The 26,927-nt window shown below is 29.7% G+C and carries 19 protein-coding genes; 9 read left to right on the forward strand and 10 right to left on the reverse strand.

The window, feature by feature from the left end; genetic code table 11:
* Positions 1 to 23: 23 nt before the first annotated feature.
* The 3 genes from H0I27_RS16040 to H0I27_RS16050 all read left to right on the forward strand — a co-directional run bounded on the left by H0I27_RS16040 (position 24) and on the right by H0I27_RS16050 (position 4,584).
* Entirely contained in the window at positions 24 to 3,401 is a 3,378-nt protein-coding gene (locus H0I27_RS16040) for a hypothetical protein (RefSeq protein WP_218731651.1), read from the forward strand.
* 52 nt (positions 3,402 to 3,453) lie between these two features.
* Positions 3,454 to 4,017: a DUF3575 domain-containing protein gene (locus H0I27_RS16045; protein ID WP_218731652.1), complete on the forward strand. Its 564-nt coding sequence runs from the start codon at positions 3,454 to 3,456 to the stop codon at positions 4,015 to 4,017.
* A gap of 63 nt (positions 4,018 to 4,080) precedes the next feature.
* On the forward strand, positions 4,081 to 4,584 hold the full coding sequence (locus H0I27_RS16050; RefSeq protein WP_165731828.1) for a DUF3575 domain-containing protein: 504 nt from the start codon (positions 4,081 to 4,083) through the stop codon (positions 4,582 to 4,584).
* A gap of 297 nt (positions 4,585 to 4,881) precedes the next feature.
* On the opposite strand, the gene H0I27_RS16055 is transcribed toward H0I27_RS16050, so the two are convergent.
* Positions 4,882 to 6,051 carry a hypothetical protein gene (locus H0I27_RS16055; protein WP_218731653.1) on the reverse strand — a complete coding sequence of 390 codons (1,170 nt, stop codon included), beginning with the start codon at positions 6,049 to 6,051 and terminating at the stop codon, positions 4,882 to 4,884.
* Between the two features lie 120 nt (positions 6,052 to 6,171).
* Positions 6,172 to 8,877 (reverse strand): TonB-dependent receptor, encoded by a 2,706-nt coding sequence (locus H0I27_RS16060; protein ID WP_218731654.1) that lies wholly within the window; start codon positions 8,875 to 8,877, stop codon positions 6,172 to 6,174.
* A 337-nt stretch (positions 8,878 to 9,214) separates the two neighbouring features.
* Between H0I27_RS16060 and H0I27_RS16065 the strand changes: the two genes are divergently transcribed.
* The gene (locus tag H0I27_RS16065; protein ID WP_218731655.1) at positions 9,215 to 10,423 is read left to right on the forward strand and encodes a porin; all 1,209 of its coding nucleotides are present in this window, start codon (positions 9,215 to 9,217) and stop codon (positions 10,421 to 10,423) included.
* Positions 10,424 to 10,505: 82 nt separating this feature from the next.
* The gene (locus tag H0I27_RS16070) at positions 10,506 to 12,761 is read left to right on the forward strand and encodes an inorganic phosphate transporter (RefSeq protein WP_218731656.1); all 2,256 of its coding nucleotides are present in this window, start codon (positions 10,506 to 10,508) and stop codon (positions 12,759 to 12,761) included.
* A gap of 366 nt (positions 12,762 to 13,127) precedes the next feature.
* Here the strand turns inward: H0I27_RS16070 and H0I27_RS16075 are convergent, their stop codons facing one another.
* Together H0I27_RS16075 and uvrC are read right to left on the reverse strand one after the other, a co-directional pair.
* The gene (locus H0I27_RS16075; RefSeq protein ID WP_218731657.1) at positions 13,128 to 15,329 is read right to left on the reverse strand and encodes a patatin-like phospholipase family protein; all 2,202 of its coding nucleotides are present in this window, start codon (positions 15,327 to 15,329) and stop codon (positions 13,128 to 13,130) included.
* A complete protein-coding gene (uvrC, locus tag H0I27_RS16080; protein WP_218731658.1) occupies positions 15,326 to 17,122 on the reverse strand; it encodes an excinuclease ABC subunit UvrC in 1,797 nt (598 codons plus the stop codon). The genes H0I27_RS16075 and uvrC overlap by 4 nt, the downstream gene beginning before the upstream one ends.
* Positions 17,123 to 17,291: 169 nt before the next feature.
* Here uvrC and H0I27_RS16085 point away from each other — a divergent pair, with 169 nt between their 5' ends.
* The 4 genes from H0I27_RS16085 (at position 17,292) to H0I27_RS16100 (ending at position 19,912) form a co-directional block, all read left to right on the forward strand.
* Complete coding sequence (locus H0I27_RS16085) at positions 17,292 to 17,654, forward strand: hypothetical protein (protein WP_218731659.1); 363 nt, start codon at positions 17,292 to 17,294, stop codon at positions 17,652 to 17,654.
* Positions 17,655 to 17,664: 10 nt separating this feature from the next.
* Positions 17,665 to 18,333, forward strand: coding sequence for a hypothetical protein (locus tag H0I27_RS16090; RefSeq protein WP_218731660.1), 669 nt, complete (start codon positions 17,665 to 17,667; stop codon positions 18,331 to 18,333).
* Positions 18,334 to 18,429: 96 nt separating this feature from the next.
* Positions 18,430 to 19,221: a sensor histidine kinase gene (locus H0I27_RS16095; RefSeq protein ID WP_218731661.1), complete on the forward strand. Its 792-nt coding sequence runs from the start codon at positions 18,430 to 18,432 to the stop codon at positions 19,219 to 19,221.
* Positions 19,222 to 19,231: 10 nt separating this feature from the next.
* Positions 19,232 to 19,912: a response regulator transcription factor gene (locus H0I27_RS16100; protein WP_218733938.1), complete on the forward strand. Its 681-nt coding sequence runs from the start codon at positions 19,232 to 19,234 to the stop codon at positions 19,910 to 19,912.
* A 153-nt stretch (positions 19,913 to 20,065) separates the two neighbouring features.
* On the opposite strand, the gene H0I27_RS16105 is transcribed toward H0I27_RS16100, so the two are convergent.
* From H0I27_RS16105 to H0I27_RS16130, 6 genes are all read right to left on the reverse strand, one after another.
* Positions 20,066 to 20,665: a DUF4230 domain-containing protein gene (locus H0I27_RS16105; protein WP_218731662.1), complete on the reverse strand. Its 600-nt coding sequence runs from the start codon at positions 20,663 to 20,665 to the stop codon at positions 20,066 to 20,068.
* 31 nt (positions 20,666 to 20,696) lie between these two features.
* Positions 20,697 to 21,317: a lipoprotein signal peptidase gene (locus H0I27_RS16110; RefSeq protein ID WP_218731663.1), complete on the reverse strand. Its 621-nt coding sequence runs from the start codon at positions 21,315 to 21,317 to the stop codon at positions 20,697 to 20,699.
* A gap of 43 nt (positions 21,318 to 21,360) precedes the next feature.
* Positions 21,361 to 21,939: a hypothetical protein gene (locus H0I27_RS16115; protein WP_218731664.1), complete on the reverse strand. Its 579-nt coding sequence runs from the start codon at positions 21,937 to 21,939 to the stop codon at positions 21,361 to 21,363.
* Positions 21,940 to 22,084: 145 nt separating this feature from the next.
* Positions 22,085 to 22,462, reverse strand: a complete 378-nt coding sequence (locus H0I27_RS16120; RefSeq protein WP_165731815.1) for a TraR/DksA C4-type zinc finger protein — start codon at positions 22,460 to 22,462, stop codon at positions 22,085 to 22,087.
* A gap of 5 nt (positions 22,463 to 22,467) precedes the next feature.
* Positions 22,468 to 25,875: an isoleucine--tRNA ligase gene (ileS, locus tag H0I27_RS16125; RefSeq protein WP_218731665.1), complete on the reverse strand. Its 3,408-nt coding sequence runs from the start codon at positions 25,873 to 25,875 to the stop codon at positions 22,468 to 22,470.
* Between the two features lie 183 nt (positions 25,876 to 26,058).
* On the reverse strand, positions 26,059 to 26,823 hold the full coding sequence (locus tag H0I27_RS16130) for a TerB family tellurite resistance protein (protein ID WP_218731666.1): 765 nt from the start codon (positions 26,821 to 26,823) through the stop codon (positions 26,059 to 26,061).
* Positions 26,824 to 26,927 lie beyond the last annotated feature (104 nt).

A 26,927-nucleotide genomic window follows, 5' to 3' on the forward strand; every position in this document is an offset into this window, starting at 1 on the left:
ACGTTTAGAACATATAGTTTTTTATGATTCAAAGAGTTCTCTTCTTCTTTTTACTTTTTATTGGATTCTCAATCCAATCTCAAACTGTATCTAAAGATTTTAGAGTGCAAAAATATTTGATTAAAAAAGATACCATTCAATTAGATTCTGTGGCTTTAAATCCGCAGAAATTTAAAGTAGTCAATGCTTTTTCAAAGGAAATTCCATTTTCTGAATATACCATCGATTTTAGCAATGCCGTTTTAATTATCGATTCAACAAAACACACAGAAATTACGGTTGAATATTTTAGGCTTCCAGATTTTATTACCAAAGTTTACACACCTTTTGATGATAAATTTATCCTACCAAATGGCACAAATACGGGTAAATTATACAGTTTAACCACCAATAAAAAAGTATCGGACATAAAATTATTTGATGGTTTACAAACCAAAGGATTTATCACTAGGGGAATTACTTCTGGAAACAACCAAAATGCAGTTACAAACTCTGCTTTAGATTTAGAAATATCAGGTAAACTCTCTAAAGACGTTACCTTAAAAGCAAATATTTTTGACACCAATATTCCCATTCAAGAAAATGGGTATTCTCAAGATATTACTGATTTCGATCGTATTTTTATTGAAATGTTTACCGATAATTGGCGCGTAAAAGCGGGTGATATTTCATTACAAAACACCAAAAGTTACTTCTTACCTTTTACCAAACAAGTTTCTGGTTTATTGGTAGAAGCCCAGCTAAACGAAAATTTTAAAGTTGCTGCTTCTGGTGCAGTTGTAAGAGGACGATTTAGCTCGTATAACATTACAAGTGTAGAAGGCAACCAAGGTCCTTATAAAATTTTAGGAGCCAATAATGAAACTGCTATTTTAATTATTGAAGGTAGCGAGAAGGTATTTATCAACGGAATTCAGATTAAACGTGGAGAAGAAAACGATTATACCATCGATTATAATCTTGGAGAAATAGAGTTCAACACTACTTATCCAATCACCAATGATATGAGAATTCAGATTGATTTTCAGTATTCAGAAAGAAACTATACGCGTTTTATAACATATGATGAAGCTTCCTATGAAGGTGAAAAATTTAGCATCGCTGGTTATTTTTATTCGGAGAATGACGCTAAAAACCAACCCATTCAGCAAAATTTAACTACAGAACAAAAGCAAATCTTAGAAAGTGCAGGTAACAATACAGATTTAATGATTGCAGAAAGTGCCTATGAAGATGCTTTTAATGATAATAAAATCTTGTATAAAAAGGTACTTAATGGAAGTGAAGAAATTTTTGAATACTCCAACAACGCTACAGATGAATTGTACACGGTAACTTTTTCTAATGTTGGTAACAATTTAGGAGATTATGTTTTAGATGAAACCACCGCAATCGGTAATATTTTTTTGTTTGTGGGCACAAATCAAGGAAATTACAATCCTATCATCCGTTTAACTCCACCAACAAAATCTCAGTTGTTTATTGTACAATCTTCATACAATCCTTCAGAAAAAACGATTATTAATACAGAAGTTGCACTTAGTAATAATGACGCCAATTTGTTTTCTACCATAGATGATGCCCAAAATAAAGCCATTGCAACAAAGGTAAATTGGCAGCAAACTTTAATTGATAAAGAATGGAAACTACAAAGTAATGTAAGCCATGAATTTGTACAAAATAATTTTAAAACCGCTCAACGTTGGGAATCTGTCGAGTTTAATAGAGATTGGAATATTTTAACCAACGACGCTACTAAAAGTTATTTTCAATCGGAATTTAGTTTACAAAATAAAAAGGAAGATTTTATTTTATATCGATACAACAACTTAACATATAAAGATATTTTTTCTGGTAACAAACATGAACTACAATCTAAAATAAAGTTAAAAAACACTTCTTTTTATGTAAATGGTAGTTTTTTAAAAAATACCTCAACCACAGAAGATAACTCCTTTTTTACAGCAAAAGCGAAAGCAGAACACGATTTTAATAAAAAATGGTTGGGTGCATTTATTAATTTTGAAACCAATAGTAGAAAAGATATTACTTCACAAGAATTTATCAATACAAGTCATAAATTTAAAGAATATGAAACTTATTTTGGTATTGGAGACTCTACCAATGTGTTTGCTAAAATGGGGTTTAATTACAGAAATAACGACAGTATAAAATCGAATAGTTTTACAGAAATCAACAATAGAAAAACGTTTTACATCAACAGTAAAATCATTCAGAACAAACAAACCAATTTAAGTGTTTTTGCCAATTACAGACTTACAGAAAACAAGTTTACAGACAATGAAAAATCGTTAAATTCTAAAGTTGTTTTTAATCAGGAATTATTTAATAGTTTTATCAATTTAGGAACCGTTTATGAAACCTCATCGGGTAACGTTGCCCAACAAGAATATATTTACGTAAAAACAGAACCTGGTTTAGGCTATTATACTTGGATAGATTATAACAGCGACGGCGTTAAGGATTTTGATGAATTTGAAGTTGCAGAATTTCAAGACCAAGCAGAATATTTGCGTTTACCAAAACCAAACTTACAATTTATTGCTACGCAACGTGCAAAATTTACACAGTCTATAACATTAAATCCAAGAATTTGGACAGCTAAAAATGGGATTAAAAAATTGCTTTCTAATTTTTACAATCAGAGTTTTTTAAGTGTAGAAAATGAACAGCAAAGAATAGGAAATTCTTTTAATTTTAATCCTTTTGATTTTGATGAAAGTAAACTGATTGGTTTAAATTTCAGTCTTAGAAATAGTCTTTATTTCAATAGAAATCTTCAAAAATATAGCACAACCTACACCTACGGAAAAAACAGAAATAAGCAACAATACTTTATAGGAAACCAAGAAAACAACATTGAGTTACATCAGCTAGATTTTGCACATAAATTTGCAACTTTTTGGTTGCTTGAGTTAATGGGTAAAACCGCTGAAAACGATTTAGCAACAGCCAATTTTAACAATAGAAACTATACAATTAATGCCATCGAATTTCAACCAAAAATTAGTTTTTTATACAATGATAGCAATCGTTTAACGGCTTTTTATCACTTTAAAAACAAAGAGAACCAACTCGCAGATTTTGAACATTTGAAGCAACAAAAATTCGGAATTGAATATTTCTACATCAACAGTAAAAAGAATCAAATTTCTGCCAACGCAAACGTGTTTTTGAATGACTTTACAGGAGATACGAACTCGCCCGTTGCCTACCAAATGTTAGAAGGTTTACAAGATGGAAAAAATTACACTTGGAATCTTTTATTCAATCAAAAATTAAATACTTTTTTAAATCTGAATTTATCTTATTTGGGTAGAAAGAGTGAAAGCACAAAAACAATCCATACCGGAAGTGTGCAATTAAGAGCTATTTTTTAGAAACTTGGGTACTTTTTTAATACGTTTGTTACATCAACCAAAAAAAACTATTATGAAAAAAATTACATTATTTCTTCTATTGTTTACTTCAGCAATTTCTATTGCTCAAGAAAAAGAAGAACAACATCCACAAGACATCAATAAAAAACACGAAGTAAAATTAAATGTATTAGGTGCGCTAGCTTTTGAATGGATAGATGTTTCTTATGAGTATTTAATTAATGATGAATCTTCTTTTGGAGTTGGAGTTCTAGTTGGGTTTGACAAAAATGAAGATGTAGATGAGTATCGAAAATTTTCTTTAACGCCTTTTTATAGAAGATACTTCTCAAGTAAATTTGCAAGAGGTTTTTTTGTAGAAGGTTTTGGAATGTTGCATTCTTATGAAAACAATAATTACGACTATTATATTGATGGTTATGGAAATTATAATAGTTCTTATAATGGAGATACTAAAACGGAATTTGCTGTTGGTATTTCTGTTGGAGGAAAATTTATTTCTAAAAAAGGCTTTACAACAGAAATATATTTAGGGTTAGGACGCAATTTAGGTGGAGATAATAGCTCTTTAGAGGCTGTAGGTAGAGGTGGAATCTCTTTAGGATATAGATTCTAAAACCAATCTTATTTATTAGATTTGCACTCTATAAAAATCATTAAATACAAAAAAACAAAAAACATGAAAAAATTACTTTTAGCTTTCGGACTTTTAGCGAGTACTTTAAGCTACGCACAACAAGAAATTAAATTAGACATTGGAGATGCATTGGTTATAAAAAGTTTAGAGTTTTCTTATGAGAACTACATCTCTGAAAGTTCTTCTTTTGGTATTTCTGCTTTATTTAACTTAGCCAATCAAGATGATAGTTTTAGATACAATGAAAACACTATGATTACACCTTATTACCGTAATTATTTTTCTACAAACGAAGAATGGAACTTTTTTGGTGAAGCTTTTTTAGGAATCAATTCTGGAAAAGAAGAATCTGATGAAGAAAACAACCCTGGAGTTTACGATAACAAATATACAGATGGTGCCTTAGGTGTTGCTGTTGGTACAAAGTATATTACAGGAAGTGGTTTAACTATTGATGTACACGCTGGTGTTGGTAGAAACTTATTTGGATCTGACTCACCTACTTTAGTACCTAGATTAGGTGTTAATATTGGTTGGAGATTCTAATTTAAACATCTCTTATAATTTATAAAACGCACTCTAGAGTGCGTTTTTTTTGTTACATATAGCATTGTACTCTATTTAAACGAACTATGCACTTAATTTTAGACCCTTAAAAGAGTCTTATATACTTTAACAATAATATATAATCATTACAAAAAAATAGTTTACTCACTCTTTTAAGCAAAAACAAACTGTAAATAAAGCACTCATTATTTCTTCTTACATGTAAAACTATAAAACATAAAAAAAGCAGGCTTAAAAGCCTGCTTTTTATTAAAGTAAATTATTTATTATATCTTCTTAGAAGTTATAACCAGTCCAAGAAAATACAGAATTATCTGCTCCACCAGTTGTACCAGCTGTTAAAGTAATACTAGCTCCACCAACAGTAGTGTTTTTTACATCTGTAATATCTAAACCGTTTGCAGTGTTTGCAATACCAGTTATAGTAGTAGACTCTGTAGAATCAGATTTACTATCTTGTAAATCTACAACATCTCCAAATAATGCTCCAGCTCCTAAAGCTAAATATGCATTTGTAATAGTTGCAGTAGCATCTCTTCTAATTTTAATACCATCAGACATTTCTACACCGTCTGCATTATTAATAATTGTAACACCATTGATAGTAAAATTAGATTCGTTAATATCAGAAGGAGAGTTTCCATCTAAGTTACCATCAGCTTCAATTCCTCTTGGATCAGAAGTTACAGCAGTATAACCATTTTCTCTAACTCCGTATAAGTTTGTACAAGTACCAACATAACCTTGAGAAAAATCGAACATATCATCTTTTGCGTTTACAACTAAAATGTTAGATACATTTACAGTACCTCCAAAAAATTCTATACCATCATCATCACCATTAAAAATAGCAATGTTAGAAATTGATGTACCAGCACCAACTCCGTTTAAAGTTAAACCATTATGTTCTGCTTCATCATCAATTCTTGCACCAGTATACTCCATGATTACATAATCTAAAACTCCTGAGTTATCATCAACATCAGAACCTCCAAATAAAATTGAATTTTTAACTTCTGTTGCAGCATTACTATCTGCCCCAGATTGTCTACTTAAAGGAGCATTACCGTTTAAGATAATTCCACCCCAATCTCCTGCATTTGGAATAATTGCACTAGATGTAAATTTAATAGGGTTCTCTGCAGTACCATCTGCTATTATTTTACCTCCTTTTTCTACCAAAATATAAACATCTGTACCACCTGCTAAAGCATTAACTGTTGTACCAGCTTCTATTGTTAAAGTTGCGCCAGATTTTACTAAAAGTGCTCCTGTTAAGTTATGAGCAACACCAGAACTTAAAGTTAAATCAGACGTTAAATTTCCTGCTAAGTTTTGTGCAGTTACTTCTCCCCCAACAATTACTGCAGCATCATCATCACTTAAAGAACAACTACTTAATACTAAAGATGCAATTGCAACGATTGATAAAATTGATTTTTTCATTTTTGTTTTTATTAATTTATTTAAATTGTTTAGTTTTATTAACTTCTGCAAAGTTGCACTTACAATGTCTATTTTGTTTTATCTAAATCTTAAAGAATTGTTATTAAAACAAGGGTTTCTTTAGAAATTGTAAGCAAATCCTAAACTTAGGTTAACACCTTTTTTATAATTTCTTAACACAATATTTTCACCTCCATCAAAACCAGCTCTAGTTAACTGATAATCTGGGTTTAATATATTTGTTGCTTTTAATTTTATACTATAATTGTTATTAAAGTTATAAGAAGAAACCAAATCTAAAGTTGGTATTCCTTTTTCTAAAACATTTTCAAAACCTCTTGTACCAATAGAGTATACTCTTTCACTAAAATAATTAAAGACTACAGAAGACATAAAAGTGTTGTCGTTATATTTTTTATTGATAGAAATATCTGCATTTAATAAAAACGGTGTTGCTCCCTCTAAATCACTCGTTGCATTTGTAAACTGAGCTATAGAGCTTTTATCTAAATCTACATTAGAAACTAAAATTGAAGTATTTAAACCACCTACAATTTTTAAATCTTTATCTTCTATTTCATATAAGTTTTTTCTTGCTTCTATTTCTAAACCATATACAGAAGCATTACCAACATTTAAATACGTTAATGTATTACCACCAGAAGGAATTTCTGTTCTTGCAATAGAGTTTTGTATGTTTTTATAAAAACCTGTTACCGTTACTAATTCTGATGATGAAAAGTAGTATTCGTATTTTGCATCAAAATTATAATCATCAGATGGTTTTAAATCTGGGTTACCTTGAGATGAAAAACTGATGTCTTGATATTTAAATGGTGCAGTTTCTTTAAACTGAGGAAATGTATAAGATTGACTACCTGCAATTCTAAAAATACTATTATCGTTAAAATTATATTTTATATTAAAACTTGGTAAAACGTACGTATTATCTAAATTTGATGCACCGTCTACACCAGATTGTGCAATGTTAGTATTATAAGTAACTCTTTGTTGAATTTTTTCGAATCTTGCTCCTGCAGAAGCTATTAAATTATCACCAAGTTGATATACTAAGTTACCAAATGCACCAAATATTTGTCTTTTACCTCTGTAAGTAAATGGTAAAAACGCAGAAGGATTACTAGAACCACCTCTACCTGTTTCTAAATCGAAAATATTATTATCTATAGAAGATTGATTAAAAATAGCATCTGGATCTTCTAAATCTATTTCTACTCTACTAGAAAAATCATGATTAAAAATTGTTGAAGAGAATAAACGTTCTGTATATCTGTAATCTCCACCAAATTCTAAAACACTAATATCTTCGTCATCTTCTTTTAATTTATAAGAAAATTTTCCCTTAGCAGCATAATCATTTTCTTCTAACTTTGCAAAGTAACGTTCATTTTCTCCGGCAGAACTTGTTTGAGGACTATAAAAATCATCTCTAAAAAGATACTTATTAGTTCTTCTATCTGGCTCACTACCTCTAATAAAATTTAAAGAACCTTTTGCCTCAAGATTTAATCTATCAGACAATTCTATGTTTCCAATAAGTTGGTTTACATACAACTCATTATTATTAGTTTGTTGTCTTCTTTGGTATTCTAAATCTCCGTCTTGTTCTGGGTTGTTAGACCCTAAATAATCTCCAATAGATTGTTTGTTGTTATGAATAAACAAGTGGTTGTATGCAATACTATGCCCTTCTTCAAACTTATACTTTAAGTTTGCCATTAAGATTTGCGACACATTATATTCATATTTTTGAAAATCTTGATCTTGAAAAACATCTCCAGAACTTGTTGTTTGTTTTATATTACCATCAACATAATTATAACTTCCATCAAAACCACCAACAATAAAAAAGCTAAAAGAATCTTCTCCAATATCAAATTTCTTTCCACCTGCAAAAGAAATACTATTATTTAACTGAAAATCTTGGTTTTGAGGTTTCCAAGAATTATTAAAAGAATACTTTGTTAAATCATTTACAGGAATCCCTGTACTCTGAGTTCCAAATCTATTTGTACCATCTATAGTTAAAAAATTTTTAGACACAGTTTGTGTATTTGCACCCAAAGAAGCGCTTACACTTAATAGACTCTTTTTAACCAATTCTTTAGAAACGATATCTATGTTTGCTCCACCAACATCTCCACTAAGATCTGCTGTAAAAACTTTATTTACACCAATATTTTTAATAATGCTAGTATCAAAAAAGTCTAAAGAAATGTTTTTGTATTCTGGGTCTTCAGAAGGCAAAGGCAATCCGTTTAAAGTTGTAGAATTATATCTATCTCCTAAACCTCTTACAATTACATTTTTAGAACCTTTAGAAACTCCTGCCGTTTTTGTTACCGCTCCTTCTGCATCAGAAACACCTTTGGTTGCTAATTCTTGTGCCCCAATTGTAGTCTTTATAGAAACTGCTTTCTTTTGATCTAAAATTAAAGCGCTTAGTTTTTCTTTACTAGTAGAAGACTTTACAACGATCTCATCTAAAGAAACGCCTTCTTCTGCAGATAATATTTGATTAATAGTTACAGTTTCTCCTGCAACAATTGTAATTGGCTTTTCAATTGTTTTATATCCTAAAAAACTAAAAACAACAGTATGACTCCCTGCTGGTACGTTTAAAGTATAATTTCCATCAAAATCGGTAGTTGTACCCATTGCGGTTCCTTTAATAAGAACGTTTGCAAAAGGCAATGGTTCGTTGTTTGTTTCCCCATCAGATAATATACCCTTTAATGTACCTGTACTTTGTGCTAATAATAATTGGCTAAAAGCTAAAAAAGTAATAAATAAAAATTTTTTCATTTTTTTCGTATAATTTACTGCCGCAAAAGTCCATCGCATTTGTAAATTCTATGTTAGCTTTAAATTATGCTTGCATCACAAAAACATTAACTAAATGTTAAGCGAGTATAAATCGTTAACATTTTTTTAATTTTGAAAAAACATTCATTTTAATTTTTGGTGAGATATTTGAACTATTCTTTAGAAATAAAGATTACCATAAATTAAATTAGTTTTTGTCGACTACAATTTATGATCTACTGCCTCTCACCAAGGCAGTTTTTTTGTTTACTTAATACTAAATTAACTTTAATTTAACATTGCTAACAGTTCTTTGCATCGACAAAAACTAATAATTATGCAATCCCCAGCACTACGTAAAGTAGTAGTTATCATTATTATGTGTACTTTTTTAAGTATACAAGCACAAGAAACAAACGCACCTAAATTTGGAAATGGCCTCTTTAACTTAGTTGGTAAAGACAGTACCTTTACAATGAAGGTTGGATTAAGATTTCAAACACTAGCAATTTCTAAATGGGATGCAAGTAGTGGGCTATCTAACCCAGAATCTTCTATGTTAATTAGAAGATCTCGCCTAAAGTTTGATGGTTTTGCTTTTTCTCCAAAACTAAAATATAAAGTAGAATTAGGTTTATCTAACAGAGATCAAGCTGGTGCTTCTGAGTTTACACACGATGCACCTAGATATATTTTAGACGCTGTTTTAAAATGGAATTTTTCTGGAAATTTTGTATTATGGTTTGGACAAACAAAGCTTCCTGGAAACAGAGAACGCTTAATCTCGTCTGCCAATATGCAAATGGTAAACAGATCTATATTAAATAGTAATTTTAATATAGACAGAGATATGGGAATTCAATTAAAACACCATTTTAACCTTACAGATCGATTTCTTGTTAAAGAAACAGTTTCCATTGCACAAGGAGAAGGTAGAAATATTACAACAGGTAATATTGGAGGTCATCAATACACTACAAGAATAGAATTATTTCCATTTGGAGATTTTGCCAGTAAAGGAGATTATTTAGGTAGTGATTTAAAATTTGAAAAAGACCCTAGACTGTCTTTAGCTTTTGCTTACGACTTTAACAACAACGCTTCTAAAACAAGAAGTAACCAAGGTTCTTATATGTATAATGATACTGGTTTTTTCTCTACAAATATTTCTACACTTTATTTTGATGCGATGTATAAACATAATGGTTTTTCCTTTATGGCAGAATATGCAAATAGAAACGCAGACGATGCATTAGCTAAAAATTCTGATGGCAGCTTAACTGGTGATGCTGTTCAGGTTGGTAATGGTTTAAATTTACAAACAGGATATTTAGTATCTAAAACAATAGAGGTATCTGCACGATACACCAACGTAACTTTAGACAAAAAAATAACCGGTGAAGGAGCCGAAAATGAATATACCTTAGGAGTATCTAAATACATTGCAGGTCATAAATTAAAAGTACAAACAGACCTAAGCTATACTGATATTGGCTTTAACACAAACAAATTGCGTTTTAGGCTACAGGTAGATATTCATTTTTAATATCGATTAAGATAACATAAACATAACATTAGCAATTTTATATGTTTGTAAATTTGCACAACAAAAAAATTAAATAAACAAAATGGGAGATCCATATATTTTAATGTTAGTAGCTCTAGCTATTTTAGCTATAGTAGATTTAGTTATAGGAGTTAGTAATGACGCCGTTAACTTTTTAAATTCAGCCATAGGCTCAAAAGCAATATCTGTAAGAAATATTATGATAATTGCAAGTTTAGGGGTGTTTTTTGGTGCCGTTACCTCTAGTGGAATGATGGAAGTTGCACGTAAAGGAATTTTTAACCCTAACATGTTTATGTTTCAAGATATTATGTTCATTTTTATGGCCGTAATGATTACAGATATTTTATTACTAGATATCTTTAACACGCTCGGGATGCCTACATCTACAACCGTTTCTATTGTATTTGAACTTTTAGGAGCTGCCGTTTGTATTTCTTTAATAAAAATATCTGCTAACGAAGCACAATCTATTTCAGATATTTGGAGCTATATTAACCATGAAAAAGCTTTTGAAATTATTAATGGAATACTATTATCCGTTGTCGTCGCATTCTCTGTAGGTGCACTTGTACAGTTTGTATCGAGACTTATTTATACTTTTAACTTTAATAAGAGAGCTACTTATATTAGTGCGCTATTTGGTGGATTTGCAATTACTGCAATTACCTACTTTATCATTATAAAAGGAATGAAAGGAACTCCTTGGTATTCTGATATAGCACATTTAATTGAAGGAAACACATTAGCTATTATTTTAGGAAGTTTTGTTATCTGGGCTATAATTTCTCAAATTTTAATTCAGTTTTTTAAAGTTAATATTTTAAAATTGATTATTGGAGTTGGTACATTTTCTTTAGCAATGGCTTTCTCTGGAAATGACTTGGTAAACTTTGTAGGGGTACCAATTGCAGCATGGAACTCTTACCAGTCTTGGAGTATTTCTGGTATTGAAGCAGATGCATTTTCTATGGGTATTTTAGCAAAAAAAGTACCTTCTAACATTTGGTTATTATTAATTGCAGGAGCTATAATGGTGGTTACTTTATGGACTTCTAGTAAAGCACAAAATGTAATAAAAACAGGTATCGATTTATCTCGTCAGGGAGAAGGACATGAAAAATTTCAGCCAAACCCTTTATCTAGAGTTGTGGTAAGATTTGCAATGGGTCTTAATTTTGGAATTGCTAAAATTTTCCCGAAAAAGGCATTGAATTATGTAGATTCTAAGTTTCAAAAACCGGTAATAGAATTACCGAAAGATAAAACATACGAGTTACCTGCTTTCGATTTAGTAAGAGCTTCTGTTAACTTAATTGTTGCTGGTATCTTAATATCTATTGCAACTTCTATGAAATTACCATTGTCTACTACTTATGTAACATTTATGGTTGCTATGGGTACTTCTTTGGCAGATAGAGCTTGGGGACGTGAAAGTGCAGTTTATAGAGTTGCCGGAGTAATAAATGTTGTTGGTGGATGGTTTTTAACCGCAATTACAGCCTTTTTAGCTGCAGCTTTAGTAGCATATTTAATTAGTTGGGATATGGTTATGATTCCTATTCTATTGGCGCTTGTTGCATTCTTAATTGGAAGAAACAGTCTAATTCACAGAAGAAGATCTAAAGAAGTAAAAAAACAAGTATATATAGAAAGAGCAGAATTAATTACTATTAATGGAGTAATTGAAGAAAGTGCAGATCATATTTCTGAAGTTATAAACCGTGTAAATAAATTATATACCAATGTGGTAAATGATTTAGCAAACCACGATTTAAATAAATTACGTAAAACAGACAAACACGTTGCCAAACTTAATGATGAAATAGATGGTTTAAAAGATGGCGTTTTCTATTTTATTAAATCTTTAGACGAAACTTCTGTAGAAGCAAGTAGATTTTATATTATGGTTTTAGGCTATTTACAAGACATAGCGCAATCTATTAGTTATATTTCTAGAGCAAGCTACAAACATGTAAATAACAATCATAAAAACTTAAAGAAAGGTCAAATAAAAGATTTAAAAACTATTGATGTTGCTTTATCTGCTTTATTAACTAAAGAAGCGGCTATTTTCGAAAATAGAGAATTAGACAATTTAAACAGCCTATTAATAGAAAAGAATGAGTTGTTACAAAGCGTAAGATCTTCTATTGAAAAACAAGTTGCAAGAATTAGAACAGATGAAACTAGTCCTAAAAACACAACTTTATACTTTAGTGTATTGTTAGAAACAAAAGATTTAATTAAAGCTTTAATGAGCTTATTAGAAACGTATGAAGAGTTTCACTTAAGCACAAAACAAGTAAAATTATAATCTATTTATAAGTAACAAAAAAAACCATGAAGAGTGCTTCATGGTTTTTTTTTGCTATTTACTTTATAGCTTTCTAAATACAATTGTTCTTAAGTATAGTGAATAGAAAGCAAACAGTATCAACGTATAAGTTAAAGATGTTTAAAAGCATAACTACACACAAATAACAGTAAGCCTTATACTTCTTATTCCATAATGAAATTCTTTATTATGAGGTTTTAAAACCCAGACACGTTTAATATCCATGTCTATTTCGTTTAGTATACAATGGAGTAATTACAAAAGATAAATCTAGTATTATAATAATATTAACAGGTAATAAAAGTTAATTTTAGAAGGGTATTACTAATATTTATAGCCTTATTTCTAAAACCAAAAACCTAAATTAAACAACCAATATTGTTCTTTGTTATCTGGAGACCAAGTATATTTTATTTCTAAAGGACCAACAAAAGAATTAAAACTATACCCAACAGCGTAACCAGATTTAACATCAGTAAAAAGGTCTATGTTTTTAAAAACATTTTCATCTAAACGTCCGTAATTGGCTATAAATATTGCATAATGTTTACTAGCAAAAGCATATCTTAAATTAAACTCGGTTTTTATATAAGTATTATCTGAAAGCTCCCCAAACTCATAGCCGTAGAAAGGCACAAAAGTGTTAATATAGTTCTGGTTATATCCTCCCAAATAAAAATCAAAAACATCAGAATCTACATCGTTTAATGTAAAACCAGCTTCACTTGTTACTTGTAGCGTAAGTTTATCTAAAAAAGTAGTAGCAAAACCTAGAGTTCCTTTTGTTTGGGCAAATTGCGAGAAATCATCATTATGATCTGATGAAACCATGTACCACTTAAAGTTTAAGTCTGCAAAATATCCTTTTGTAGGAAAATATTTTTTATCATAAGAATCTAACTTTAAATAGCCAAAAGAATTAAAATAGTTACTATTATCAAAAACAGTAGCTTCATTAGTTTCAGAAGCAATTGTTTCTGTAGTTGCCTTTACATATTTATACTCTACACCTAAACCTAGAGCAAATCTTCTATTAAAAGTTGTTTGCAGAAAAAATTGATTGGTAATATCTGTATATTTTAAATTAATACTGCTAACAGTAGGAAACTGAGATATAATGGAATTAAACTTAGAGTTTGTTCTAAAATGATTGTACCTAGATCTAAAACCATAACTAACATAAAATCCATTATCTACAAAATAATCTAAATTATACCTTAAATTATCTCCTAAAACAAGGTTCAAAGAAAGCATATCATTATTCAATAGAAAGTGTTTCTTATTATAATTTGCCAAAAGACCAGACTTATATAAATAATCATAATGGACACCTAATTTTAGATTAGCACTCCCACTTGATTCGTTTAAATTCAATTTTAAGTTATACGTATTATCTTCTTTTTTAATTAAATTATACGTTATTCGTTCGTAATTTTTTGTAGCAGATAAGAGGTGAATTCTTTTTGTAATTTCCTTTCTTGTTAAACTATCTCCTTTTTTTATCTTTATTTTACCTAAAACAAATGCTCTTGTATAGATATTACTACCAGACAAATTAATATCCGTAATTGAAAATTTCTCTTTATCAAAATTTAACTTTTTACGTTCTCTTTTATGTACTTGCTTTTCTGCTAATTTTTTAAAAACATTGCTAAATTTCTTTCCTTCTTTAATTCCTATTTCTAAAATATTTTGTTTGTCATCAAAACTAACCACATTATAATCATTGACAACGGGATGAATATAAACGTCTAATTTTTCTTTTTCTATATCTGTAGTTTTATACATCTGATAACTAACTATCTGATTTAAAAGAGCCACAATAGAATTAAGATTCTCTTTTTCATATAAATTACCTTCCACATCAACTCCTATCACAACATCAACTCCTTTAGATTTCATGATACTAATAGGAAAATTATTAGCTATCCCGCCATCTACTAATAATTTATCATCTACAACAACCGGATTTAATAACGTAGGGAAAGATCCACTAGCCCTTAAAGCCAAAGGCAAAGAACCCTTTTCTAATAAGACAGGACTCCCATTTTCTACATCTGTAGCAATACAAAAGAAAGGAATAGGAAATTTTTTAAAATCATTAATAAGTTCTACTGATGATAATAATTCTGTTAAAAAATTTAATACATTCTGACCTTTAGAAACGGCCACCGGAAAACCTATGGAACCTTTGTTAACAGGCAAAGTAATTACTGTTTTTTCGCCAAATTCTTTTTCAAAAAAAGGTTCAGAATTTCGAGGCAACTTATCTTGTAAAAGTGTCATAAAATCGGTTTCTAAAACAATCTGCTCTATCTGGTCACCAGAATATCCTATTGAATATAAACCTCCAATAATTGCCCCCATACTGGTACCACCTATATAATCTATTTGTAAACCAGCTTTATCAATTTCTTTTAAAACCCCAATATGAGCAAAACCTTTTGCGCCTCCTCCACTTAGAACCAAACCTACTTTTGGTTGCTTTTCTTGACTATTTAGAGTTATAGAAAGCAACAATAAAAATGCTAATATTTGTTTTTTCATTTTTTCTTAGGTTGAAAATATTCATATACTTTTATAGCTCTTGCGTTTCCTATAACTTCTTTTAGTTCTTCTAAAGTAGCTTCTTTAACACGTTTTGCCGACTTAAATTTACGCAATAAGGTTGTAATGGTTTGCTCACCAACATCTGGTATTTGTTCTAACTCAGATTTTATAGCACTTTTACTTCGTTTATTTCTGTGAAAGGTAATTCCGAATCTGTGTGCCTCGTTTCTTAGATATTGCGTAATCTTTAGTGTTTCAGATTTTTTATCTAAATATAAAGGTATTGGATCTCCTGGATAATAAATTTCTTCTAATCTTTTTGCAATTCCTATAATGGCTATTTTGCCCCTTAAACCTAAACTTTCTAACGCTTTTAAACCAGATGATAATTGTCCTTTTCCACCATCCACAATAATTAATTGTGGCAAAGGTTGTTCTTCTTCTAACAAACGCTTGTATCTTCTGTAAACAACCTCTTCCATAGATGCAAAATCATCTGGTCCATCAACTGTTTTAATATTGTAATGTCTGTAATCTTTTTTACTTGGTTTTCCGTCTTTAAAAACTACACAAGCTGCAACAGGATTTGTTCCCTGAATGTTAGAGTTATCGAAACACTCTATATGACGTGGCTCTACAGATAAACGCAAATCTTTTTTCATTTGCGACATAATTCTTTTTACATGTCTGTCTGGATCTACAATCTGTACCTGCTTAAATTGTTCTTGTCGATAATATTTTGCATTTCTTTCAGACAATTCTACAATACGCTTTTTATCGCCTAATTTTGGTACGGTAACTTTTAATGTTTCACCTAAATCTACTTTAAAAGGTACATAAATTTCTGGCGATTGAGAATCGAAACGTTGTCTAATTTCAACAATAAACAATTCTAATAACTCTTTATCCGTTTCATCTAACTTTTTCTTAATTTCTGTAGTGTGAGACTGAATAATAGATCCGTTAGAAATTTTTAAGAAATTAGCATATCCATGTGTTTCATCAGAAATAATAGAAAAAACATCTACATTATTTATAGACGGATTTATAATGGTACTTTTAGATTGATAATTGCTTAATAGATGAAGTTTCTCTTTAATTTTCTGTGCTTCTTCAAACTCCATGTTTTCAGCAAAATTTAACATCATTTCGTTAAACTTCTCTAAGCTTTCTTTAAAGTTACCTTTAATAATATTTCTAATTTCTACGATAGAATTATTGTAATGACTCTCGGTTTCTAAGCCTTCGCAAGCACCTTTACAATTTTTTAAATGATACTCTAAACATACTTTATACTTTCCTTCATTTATATTTTGATGGCTTAAATCGTATTTACAGGTTCTTAGCGGATACAACTCCTTAATTAAATCTAACAGAACCCTAACCGTTTTTATAGAAGTATACGGACCAAAATATTCCGAACCATCTTTTATAACTCTTCGGGTCATAAAAACTCTAGGAAAACGTTCTTTTTTAATGCAAAGCCAAGGATACGATTTATCATCCTTTAGTAAAACATTGTAACGCGGTTTGTATTTTTTAATTAAATTGTTCTCTAACAATAAGGCATCTGTTTCTGTATTTACAACAATATGCTTTATACGAACAATCTTTTTTACTAAAACTCTCGTCTTGCCGTTCTCATGATTCTTATTAAAATAAGAAGCCACTCTTTTCTTTAAATTTTTAGCTTTACCAACATAAATAATAACGTCTTCTTTATCAAAATACTGATAAACTCCGGGTTCATTTGGTAACGTTTTAATTTGTAGTTCTAAGGGTGTAGGCATGGAACGAAATTACACATTTTTAAACATCCGGAATATAAAAAGAAGTTTAAAAAAAAGAGGAAAACTGTTTTTTATATTTAAAATTACGTATTAATAGGGCATCTTAGTTATTTTCTATACTTTTAAAACCTAACTAAAATTATTTATTAACTACCGATACAAACTAATCATGGCAAAAAAAAACACTATTTCATTAAAAACAGCTAAAAAATGGACCAAAAGATGGCGCAAAATGGAAGGCACCTATAATGCACACCGAGATTGCAGAGCTTTTAACATTCCTTTAGAAGATTTAAAAGGAGTAATTGCAGAGGGAGCCGTAACAGTAAGAGCCTATTTAGGGGTGCATAAACGCAAAATTGAAGGAGAAACTGTTTTTGAAGAAAAATTAATTATTGTGGGTGTAGATGCTGAAGGAAAAGATATGATTTCTTCTAAGGATGGTGAAAATTTAGATCCTGAGAGTGATTTTATTTATGATTTGACGACTCCTTGTCCGGATAAATGTGACACTGAAAGTCCTTTAAATTAAGCTACCTAATATGACTTTTGATAATTTTGTAATAAATGCTGGCTATACTGTATTAGCTTTAAATACACTAGTTTTTATTATAAGCTATAATAAAAAATACAAAGCACTAAAATACTTTATTATGTATTTATTGCTTTGTCTTTTTATTCAGTTTTTATCTAACATTTTAAATTCGTTAAACAATTACAACCTTTTTTTAAGTCATTATTTTTTTATTGGTCAGTTTATTTTTTTAAGCCTATTCTTTTCCTCTCTTATTGATTTTAAAAAATATAAGCCCTTCATTTTTTTTTTAACGTTTATAACAGCAGCATCTTTTATTATATATCTTTATAATTTTCCTGAAAATCTAAATAGATGGAGTGTTTTAGAAATTGCAACCACATCAATACCGTTATTATTTTACAGCTTTTTCTTTTTTCTAAAAAAAATAGATGATAATAAAAATAGAAAATACATTTATTTTAACTCTGGTTTCTTTGTCTATACGTTGTGTAGTACACTAATCTTCACATTAGGAAATATAGGTTCTAGGGAGTTAAAGTTTTATGTTTGGCAGTTTAATTCTATTTTATACCTAATTTTTCAGATAATGATTTTTGTAGAATGGTATAAAAACTTTAGAAAACCAATTCGTAAAGAACACAACCAACTATTTGCATCAAAAAATACAGATTAAATTTATAGATAGTTCTATTACAAAGTAATAAAACGACAATTTTGAAAATAAAATTATTTTTATGTAACTTCGTTTTCTTTGATTTAAACCCCCCAAATGAAAAAACTCCTTATTCAAGAAAACCAAGTGATACTTATCGCTTTAATAGGAGTTTTATTACTTCTATTTATGGGAGTTGCGCTCTTACTATTTTTCTTCTCCTCAAGAAAAAAAATTGTAGACAAAGAACTAGAGAAAAAGAATTTAGAAGTAACACATCAAAAAGAAATTATACAATCTATCATCATAACTCAAGAAGAAGAGCGCAAACGTATTGCACAAGATTTACATGATGATATTAGTTCTAAACTAAATGTTATTAACTTAAATGCAAACCTTTTAAAAGACGGAGATCTGTCTCCAGAAGAATACCTTATAGTTAACAATGGTATTTTAGAAGCTACAGATAAAACCTTAGAAAGTGCTCGTAAAATTGCACATAATTTACTACCACCAATTTTAGAAGAATTCGGGCTTAAAGATGCCATAGAAGAACTTGCAGACTCTTTTAATAATAGTAGAAAAATTAATATAATTTACAATATAAAATACACTAAGCAACATTTAAACCCACAAAATGAATTACATCTCTTTAGAATTACTCAAGAATTAATTAATAATTCTATAAGACATGGTAAGGCAAAAAAGAGTACTTTAAATATTTCTCATAAAGACAACAACCTTATTTTTAGCTATACAGACAACGGTATTGGTTTTAATTCTGATAAAAAAGAAAATAAAAAAGGCCTTGGTATGAAAAATATAGAAAGTAGGGTTTCTTTATTAAATGGACGATATAGTATTGGAAGTGAAGTAGGTAAAGGATTTAATATCTTAATTGTAATATAACCCCCAAATGATGAATAAAATTAATATCATAATTGCAGATGATGAAGAACTTTTTAGAAAAGGTATCCGATTTTTATTAGAAAGAGAAAATAACTTTAGCATTACTTATGAAGCAGAAAATGGTAAAGAATTAATTGATTTTCTATCTTATACAGAACATACTCCAGATATTATTTTAATGGATTTAAAAATGCCAGAAATAAATGGTGTAGAAGCTACTAAAAAAATTCATAAGACACACCCAAACATTAAGATAATTGCTTTAACTAGTTTTGATGGAAAATCCTTTATAACCAATATGATTGATGTTGGCGCCTCTTCTTACCTACTTAAAAACACAAGTCCTAAAATGGTAATTCACACCATTAATGAAGTATTTAATAAAGGTTTTTATTATGATGAAAAAGTTTTAAAAATTATTCAAGAAAATATTAATTCATCTAGTGGAAAACGCATAAAAATCGATTTAGATAAAAAATTACTTTCTAAAAGAGAAATTGATGTTTTAGAATTAATTTGTGACCAATGTACTACTGCAGAAATTGCAGATAAACTTTTTATTAGCCCCAGAACCGTAGAAGGTCATAGAAACAACTTATTACTTAAAACGCATTCTAAAAACGTTGCAGGTTTAGTTATTTACGGTATTCAGAAGAAATTAATAGAAGTTACTCCAGATTTTAATATCTAAAAGACGGTTAAGTTTATAATAAACTATGGTAAATATGCAGCTTTAAAGGCTCAAGTTTCAAGTCTCTAAAGAGCTAAGGATAGATTTTAATAAAAAAGGATCATAAACACAATGTAAAAGCTCTCAAATTTATTTTTGAGGGCTTTTTTAAACTTAATTTTTAAAATTACTTAAAAATCCAGAATTGGTATTGTCTATAACTTGCCAATTATAAACTGCAGAAAGTTGATAGATTTTAGACAACTCCTCTAACAATCTTATTTTTGCTTTTTCTTTTAAATCTGTAACTTCAATAGTTTCTTTAATCTTTTCGATACTTGTTTTGTTAATTTTATTCAAATCGTACTTAGAAAAAGTATTAAACTGACTTTGTTGTAAATCGAAATATTTTATATCAGGAGAAATTACAACCTCTTCTTTCGGTATTTTATTGATGTAAATTTTCTTACCTACAGAATCTATCTGAATTTCTAATTTAGATAAATCATAACCAACCTCTACAGTCGCATTTACAGTTACGATAGCTTTTTTATCAAAAGAAAGATAATCGTAAAAGTATTTTTTAGAGTCTGAGTAATTATAAACTTCAGAAAAAGTTCCTTTAGAAACAACAAGCTTACTCAAATTCTTAATAGAAGTTACGACTACTTGTATTTCTTCTTGTTTATGATTCCTCTCTTTTTTATCGTACCAAAATTTGGCGATAAAAAAACCAAAAAGAAAAACAGCCAGGTATTTTAGAAAGCTATTCATATTCTTAAACTTTCTTTAAAGATATAAAAGATTATTCTTTTAAAGAAACTCTCTCTTCTTTAGGAAAAGCTTGTTTGCTAAAAATAAACAACAAAGCCACACCAATACTTATAAAAGCATCTGCAGGATTAAATATATATTGAAAAAAAGTAAACATTTCTCCACCCATAACAGGAATCCAATCTGGCAGAACACCTTGCCATAAAGGAAAATAAAACATATCTACCACTCTACCATGAAATAATTCTCCATAAGGTTTATCTGCAAATAGTGTTGCTATTTTGTGGTTAGATCCATCAAAAATAATTCCGTAAAAAACAGAATCGATGATATTACCAACTGCTCCAGAAAAGATTAAAGCAATCGCTATAATTACGGCATTGTGTACCTTCTTTTTAATGTTTTGTATTAACCAATAGATAATTCCAGATACTGCAATCAATCTAAATAAGGTTAAAAAGAGTTTTCCTCCTTTGCCTCCAAACTCAAACCCCATTGCCATACCATTGTTTTCTGTAAAATGGATTCTAAACCAATCGAAAACAACCACTTCTTCACCTAAAATAAAATGTGTTTTAACATAAATTTTAATTACTTGATCTAAAATAATTGCGATAAAAATAATTAGAATAGCAAGACTCTTTTTTGACATCTGTTTTTAATTTGTGTTCACAAAAATAACAATAATATTGCGTTTATTCGGCTGTTAAGAAAATATTAGCTTTTGCAGAGTTTATACGAATTTCTTTCATAGATTTTGCTACTCTTTTCTGATATGTTTTTTCAACTAAAACATCGTTAATTACTATTTTACCCATATTAGAAACAATATCAATACTAGTGTTATTTGAACTCGCATATAAATTTCCGGCATACATTTTTACTGCTAAATTCTCAATAATTGTATGCAATTTTAAAATTCCTTTTTCAATAAAAATATTTAAATCTCCTTTATAGCTTTTAGATTCAATATTTATTTCATCTCCAAAAACAGTAATCTTTTTATTGCCTGGAACTTTAAGAACTACACTTGCTCTTTGTAATCGTTCTGTTATAAATTTTCTAAACACCTTATCTTCTGGTAAACTTTCTGGTATTTCAAATTGAATCTTTAAGGTGTTAAACTCTTCCTTGTAAAGAATATGTTGTTTTGTTATATTTTCTGCAATTAAATAGACTTCTATAAAGTTAGAGTCAGAATTTTCTATTACAAAACTATCTAAACCATGTGTAGAAATTTCTATTTCTTTTAATTGAGTTTCAAACTTTTTCACCACTTTCTTTTGAGATAAAATGTGGGTAGAAATCAATAAAAAGAAAAACACTATTTTCAGATGCCTTCTATTAAACATAATCGTAAAGTTATAAAAACAAAAAAAGCTTCCCTAAAGAAGCTTTTTAATTATGATAAGTAATTTATTATTGTTTGCGTTTAGCTTCTATGCTTAAAGTAGCATGAGGTACTATTCTTAAACGTTCTTTCTGTATTAATTTACCTGTTACTCTACAAACACCATACGTCTTGTTTTCTATACGTAACAAAGCATTTTTTAAGTCTCTAATAAACTTTTCTTGTCTAATAGCTAGCTGAACATTTGCTTCTTTGTTCATCACTTCAGAACCTTCATCAAAAGACTTAAATGAATGTGAAGTATCATTTGTACCGTTATCTGAATCATTTTTATAAGCAGCTTTTAACAACGCTAAATCTTCATTTGCTCTTGCTATCTTCTTGTCTATAATTGCTTTAAACTCTTGTAAGTCTTCCGCTGAATATTTTTGTTTTACGTCTGACATAAATCTTACATTTTTTCTATTAATATTCTACTTTTTATGGTATCAAATTCAATTTCTGTACCATTATTTAACTCATCTACAAAAACCAATTCCTTAGTTAATGTTTCACTCATTATGTAGTCTTTATTATCCGTGATAGATTTTTGTAAGTTCTCGAAATTTAAAACCGTTAATTTTATTCTATCTGTTACTTCTAAACCTGTGTCTTTACGTGCATTTTGGATTCTATTTACCAATTCTCTGGCAACTCCTTCTTTACGCAAATCTTCTGTTATGGTAACATCTAAAGCAACTGTTAACGCCCCTTCATTTGCAACTAACCACCCTTCTATGTCTTTAGATGATATCTCTACGTCTGAGAGTTCTAAAATAATATTTTTTCCATTAACCTCAAGAGAAATGTTTTTATCTTTTTCTATTTTGTTAATATCTTCTTGGTTAAACTTTTGCACCTCAGCAGCAATAAAACGCATGTCTTTTCCAAACTTAGGCCCTAAAGTTTTAAAATTAGGTTTTATTTGTTTGATTAAAATATCTGAAGCATCATCTAAAATCTGAATTTCTTTAATGTTTACTTCATTTTTGATAAGATTTGCAACCGCTAAAATTTCTTCTTTCTGTTGTTCATTATCAACAGGAATCATAATTTTTTGTAATGGTTGACGCACTTTAATCTTTTCTTTTGCTCTAAGTGATAAAACTAAAGAAGATATAATTTGTGCATTTTCCATTTTACGCTCTAAGCTCTTATCTACAAAACTTGCATCATATACAGGGAAATCTGATAAGTGAATACTTTCTGATGTTTCTTTACCCGTTACAGAATTTAAATCTTGATACAATCTGTCCATAAAGAACGGCGCAATTGGCGACGCTAATTTTGCAATTGTATTCATACAAGTGTACAACGTTTGATATGCAGAAATTTTATCTGTTTGATAATCTCCTTTCCAAAAACGTCTTCTACTTAAACGCACATACCAGTTACTTAAGTAATCTTGTGTAAAGTCACTTATTGCTCTAGCAGCTCTTGTTGGTTCGTATTCTTCGTAGAACTTATCTACTTTTGCAATTAAAGTATGTAATTCTGATAAAACCCAACGGTCTATTTCTGGTCTTTTTTCTAAAGGAACATCTGCTTCTTCATAAGAAAAACCATCTAAATTTGTATATAAAGTAAAGAAAGAATAGGTATTATATAAAGTTCCGAAGAATTTACGTTTTACCTCTTCAATTCCGTCTAAATCGAATTTTAAATTGTCCCAAGGATTTGCATTTGCAATCATGTACCAACGTGTTGCATCTGCACCATAGGTAGATAATGTTGTAAAAGGATCTGTTGCATTTCCTAAACGTTTAGACATTTTATGTCCGTTTTTATCTAAAACTAAACCGTTAGAAACAACGTTTTTATACGCTACAGAATCGAAAACCATCGTTGCAATTGCGTGTAAAGTATAAAACCAACCTCTGGTTTGATCTACTCCTTCTGCAATAAAATCTGCAGGAAAAGATTCATTTCCATCAATTTTTTGTTTGTTTTCAAAAGGGTAATGCCATTGTGCATACGGCATAGAACCAGAATCGAACCACACATCAATTAAATCGCTTTCACGTTTCATTAGTTGTCCACTTGCAGAAACTAATACTATTTCATCCACAATGTTTTTATGTAAATCTATTTTTGCATAGTTTTCTTCTGAGTTGTTATCAACCTCAAAATCTTCAAAAATATCTTTTGCTAAAACGCCAGCTGATACAGCCTTTGCCATTTCTTCTTTTAATTCTTTAACAGAACCAATACAAATTTCTTCTTTACCATCTTCTGTTCTCCAGATTGGTAATGGAATTCCCCAGTAACGAGAACGAGATAAATTCCAATCGTTTGCATTTGCCAACCAGTTTCCAAAACGACCAGTTCCTGTAGATTCAGGTTTCCAGTTAATGGTTTTGTTTAAACCGTGCATTCTATCTTTAACATCAGTTACTTTAATAAACCAAGAATCTAATGGATAATATAAAATTGGCTTATCAGTTCTCCAACAATTTGGATAACTGTGCTTGTATTTTTCTACCTTAAAGGCTTTATTTTCTGTCTTTAACTTAATAGCCAACTCAACATCAATAGATCTTTCTGGCGCTTCACCATCAGGATAATATTCGTTCTTTACATATTTACCTGCAAATTCGCCCATTTCTGGTCTAAATTTACCTTGTAAATTTACTAGAGGAACTAAATTATCATTTTCATCTTTTACCAACATTGGCGGAATTGGTGGTACCGCTTGTTTTGCAACCAAAGCATCATCTTGACCGAAAGTTGGTGCTGTATGTACAATTCCTGTTCCGTCTTCTGTTGTTACAAAATCTCCTAAAATTACTCTAAAAGCATCCTCTGGATTGTCATTTGGCAAACAGTAATTTAAAACTGGTTCGTATTTAATATTTACTAAATCTTTACCAACAAATTCTTTTATAACGTGATAAGGTATTTTTTTATCACCAGAATTATATGTTGATAATTCTTCTGTAGTTCCTACTTCAACATTATTTTTACCTGCAAATTGTTTTCCAACTAATTTCTTAGCAAGAATTACTTTGATTGGTTCAAAGGTATATTGATTAAAAGTTTCTACTAAAACATATTCAATTTTAGGTCCAACTGTTAATGCAGTATTAGATGGCAACGTCCAAGGAGTTGTTGTCCAAGCGATAAAATAAACCGTTCCTTCATTCTGTAAAAAGTCTGGAAGCGTATTTTCTACAGCTTTAAATTGTGCAACAATTGTAGTATCAGTTACATCTTGATATGTTCCTGGTTGATTTAATTCGTGAGAACTTAAACCTGTACCCGCTTTTGGCGAATAAGGCTGAATTGTATATCCTTTGTAAATTAATTTTTTATTGTAAATTTCTTTTAGCAACCACCAAACAGACTCCATATATTTAGGTTCGTAGGTAATGTATGGATCTTCCATATCTACCCAATACCCCATTTTATTGGTTAAGTCATTCCAAATATCGGTATAACGCATTACTGCTTTTCTACAAGCTGCATTATAATCTTCTACAGAAATAGTTTTTCCAATATCTTCTTTGGTAATTCCTAATTCTTTTTCTACACCCAATTCTATAGGTAAACCATGTGTATCCCAACCAGCTTTACGCTTTACTTGGTAACCTTTCATAGTTTTATAACGTGGAAAAATATCTTTAATAGCTCTTGCTAAAACATGGTGAACTCCAGGAAGTCCGTTTGCAGAAGGAGGGCCCTCAAAAAATACAAAAGGTTTTGCATTTTCTCTAGAAGATACACTCTTTTCGAAGATGTTATTTTCTTGCCAATAGCTTAAGATTTCTTCTGCTACTTTTGGTAAGTCAAGTCCTTTATACTCAGGAAATTTCGCTTTCATTTTCTGTCTTTTCTAATAAGATTGCGAATTTACTGAAATTCTTCTAATTTTTAAGTTTGTTTCTAAAGAAGTTACAAAGCATAAAAAAAGTTACAAAATTGAGAAGAAACGAAATGCCAAACTTCGTAAACGCTGCAACTTTGTAACTCTTTAATTTTGTTACTTTAAAACTTAAAATGATATCTACATACCTCTCTCGTTTTTTATCTTTTCATACGCAGCTTGTATGCTTTGGAATTTTTCATTCGCACCTTTTAAATGCTCTTCTCCTAAGCCTTGTAATTTATCTGGATGGTATTTTTTTACCATTTTTCTATAACCACTTTTTACTTCTGCATCTGTAGCTGTCTTTTCTAGATCTAAAATTTTATAAGCGTTTTCTGAAGCATCATGAAACATTGCTTTTATAGACTCAAAATCGTTTTGGTTGATGTACAAATAACCTGCCATCTTTCTAATTTCTTCTATTTCAGACGCTGCTACAAAGCCGTCTGCTTTTGCAATACCGAATAAGAAATGTAATAATTGTAAACGAGATGCGTGAGACATATTTTGTCTAATCTGTATACAAACTTGACGCGCAGAAACTTCCTTTTTTATAATTCCGCTAAAAAGCTTAAAGGCATTGTTAGCTCTTTCTTTACCATACATCCCAACAAATTGAGAACGTACAAAGTCTAATTCTCGCTGATCTACTTTTCCGTCAGATTTTATAACTATGGATGCTAAAACCAATAAACTCATTTCAAAATCTCCAGATTGTGTATCTGCAGCACTACTTCTACCACTAGATTGTCTGGTTCTTTCGTAATCTAGTTGTTCTTGTGTAAGGTCTTTTATAGAAAAACCATCTACAAAACTACCTACTGCAAAACCAATGGCTGCACCTATTGGACCTCCAAAAGTAAATCCTAATCCTGCTCCTAACCATTTTGTAAAACTTCCCATTATTTATTTTTTATTTGAAGCTACAAAGTTACAAAGATATTTAGTTGAAATTTAAAAGGTTTTAAATTTTATGTAATTGGCAAGTACTCCTTTGCATGAAGGAT

The organism is Polaribacter sp. HaHaR_3_91, from assembly GCF_019278525.1.
Lineage (GTDB): Bacteria > Bacteroidota > Bacteroidia > Flavobacteriales > Flavobacteriaceae > Polaribacter.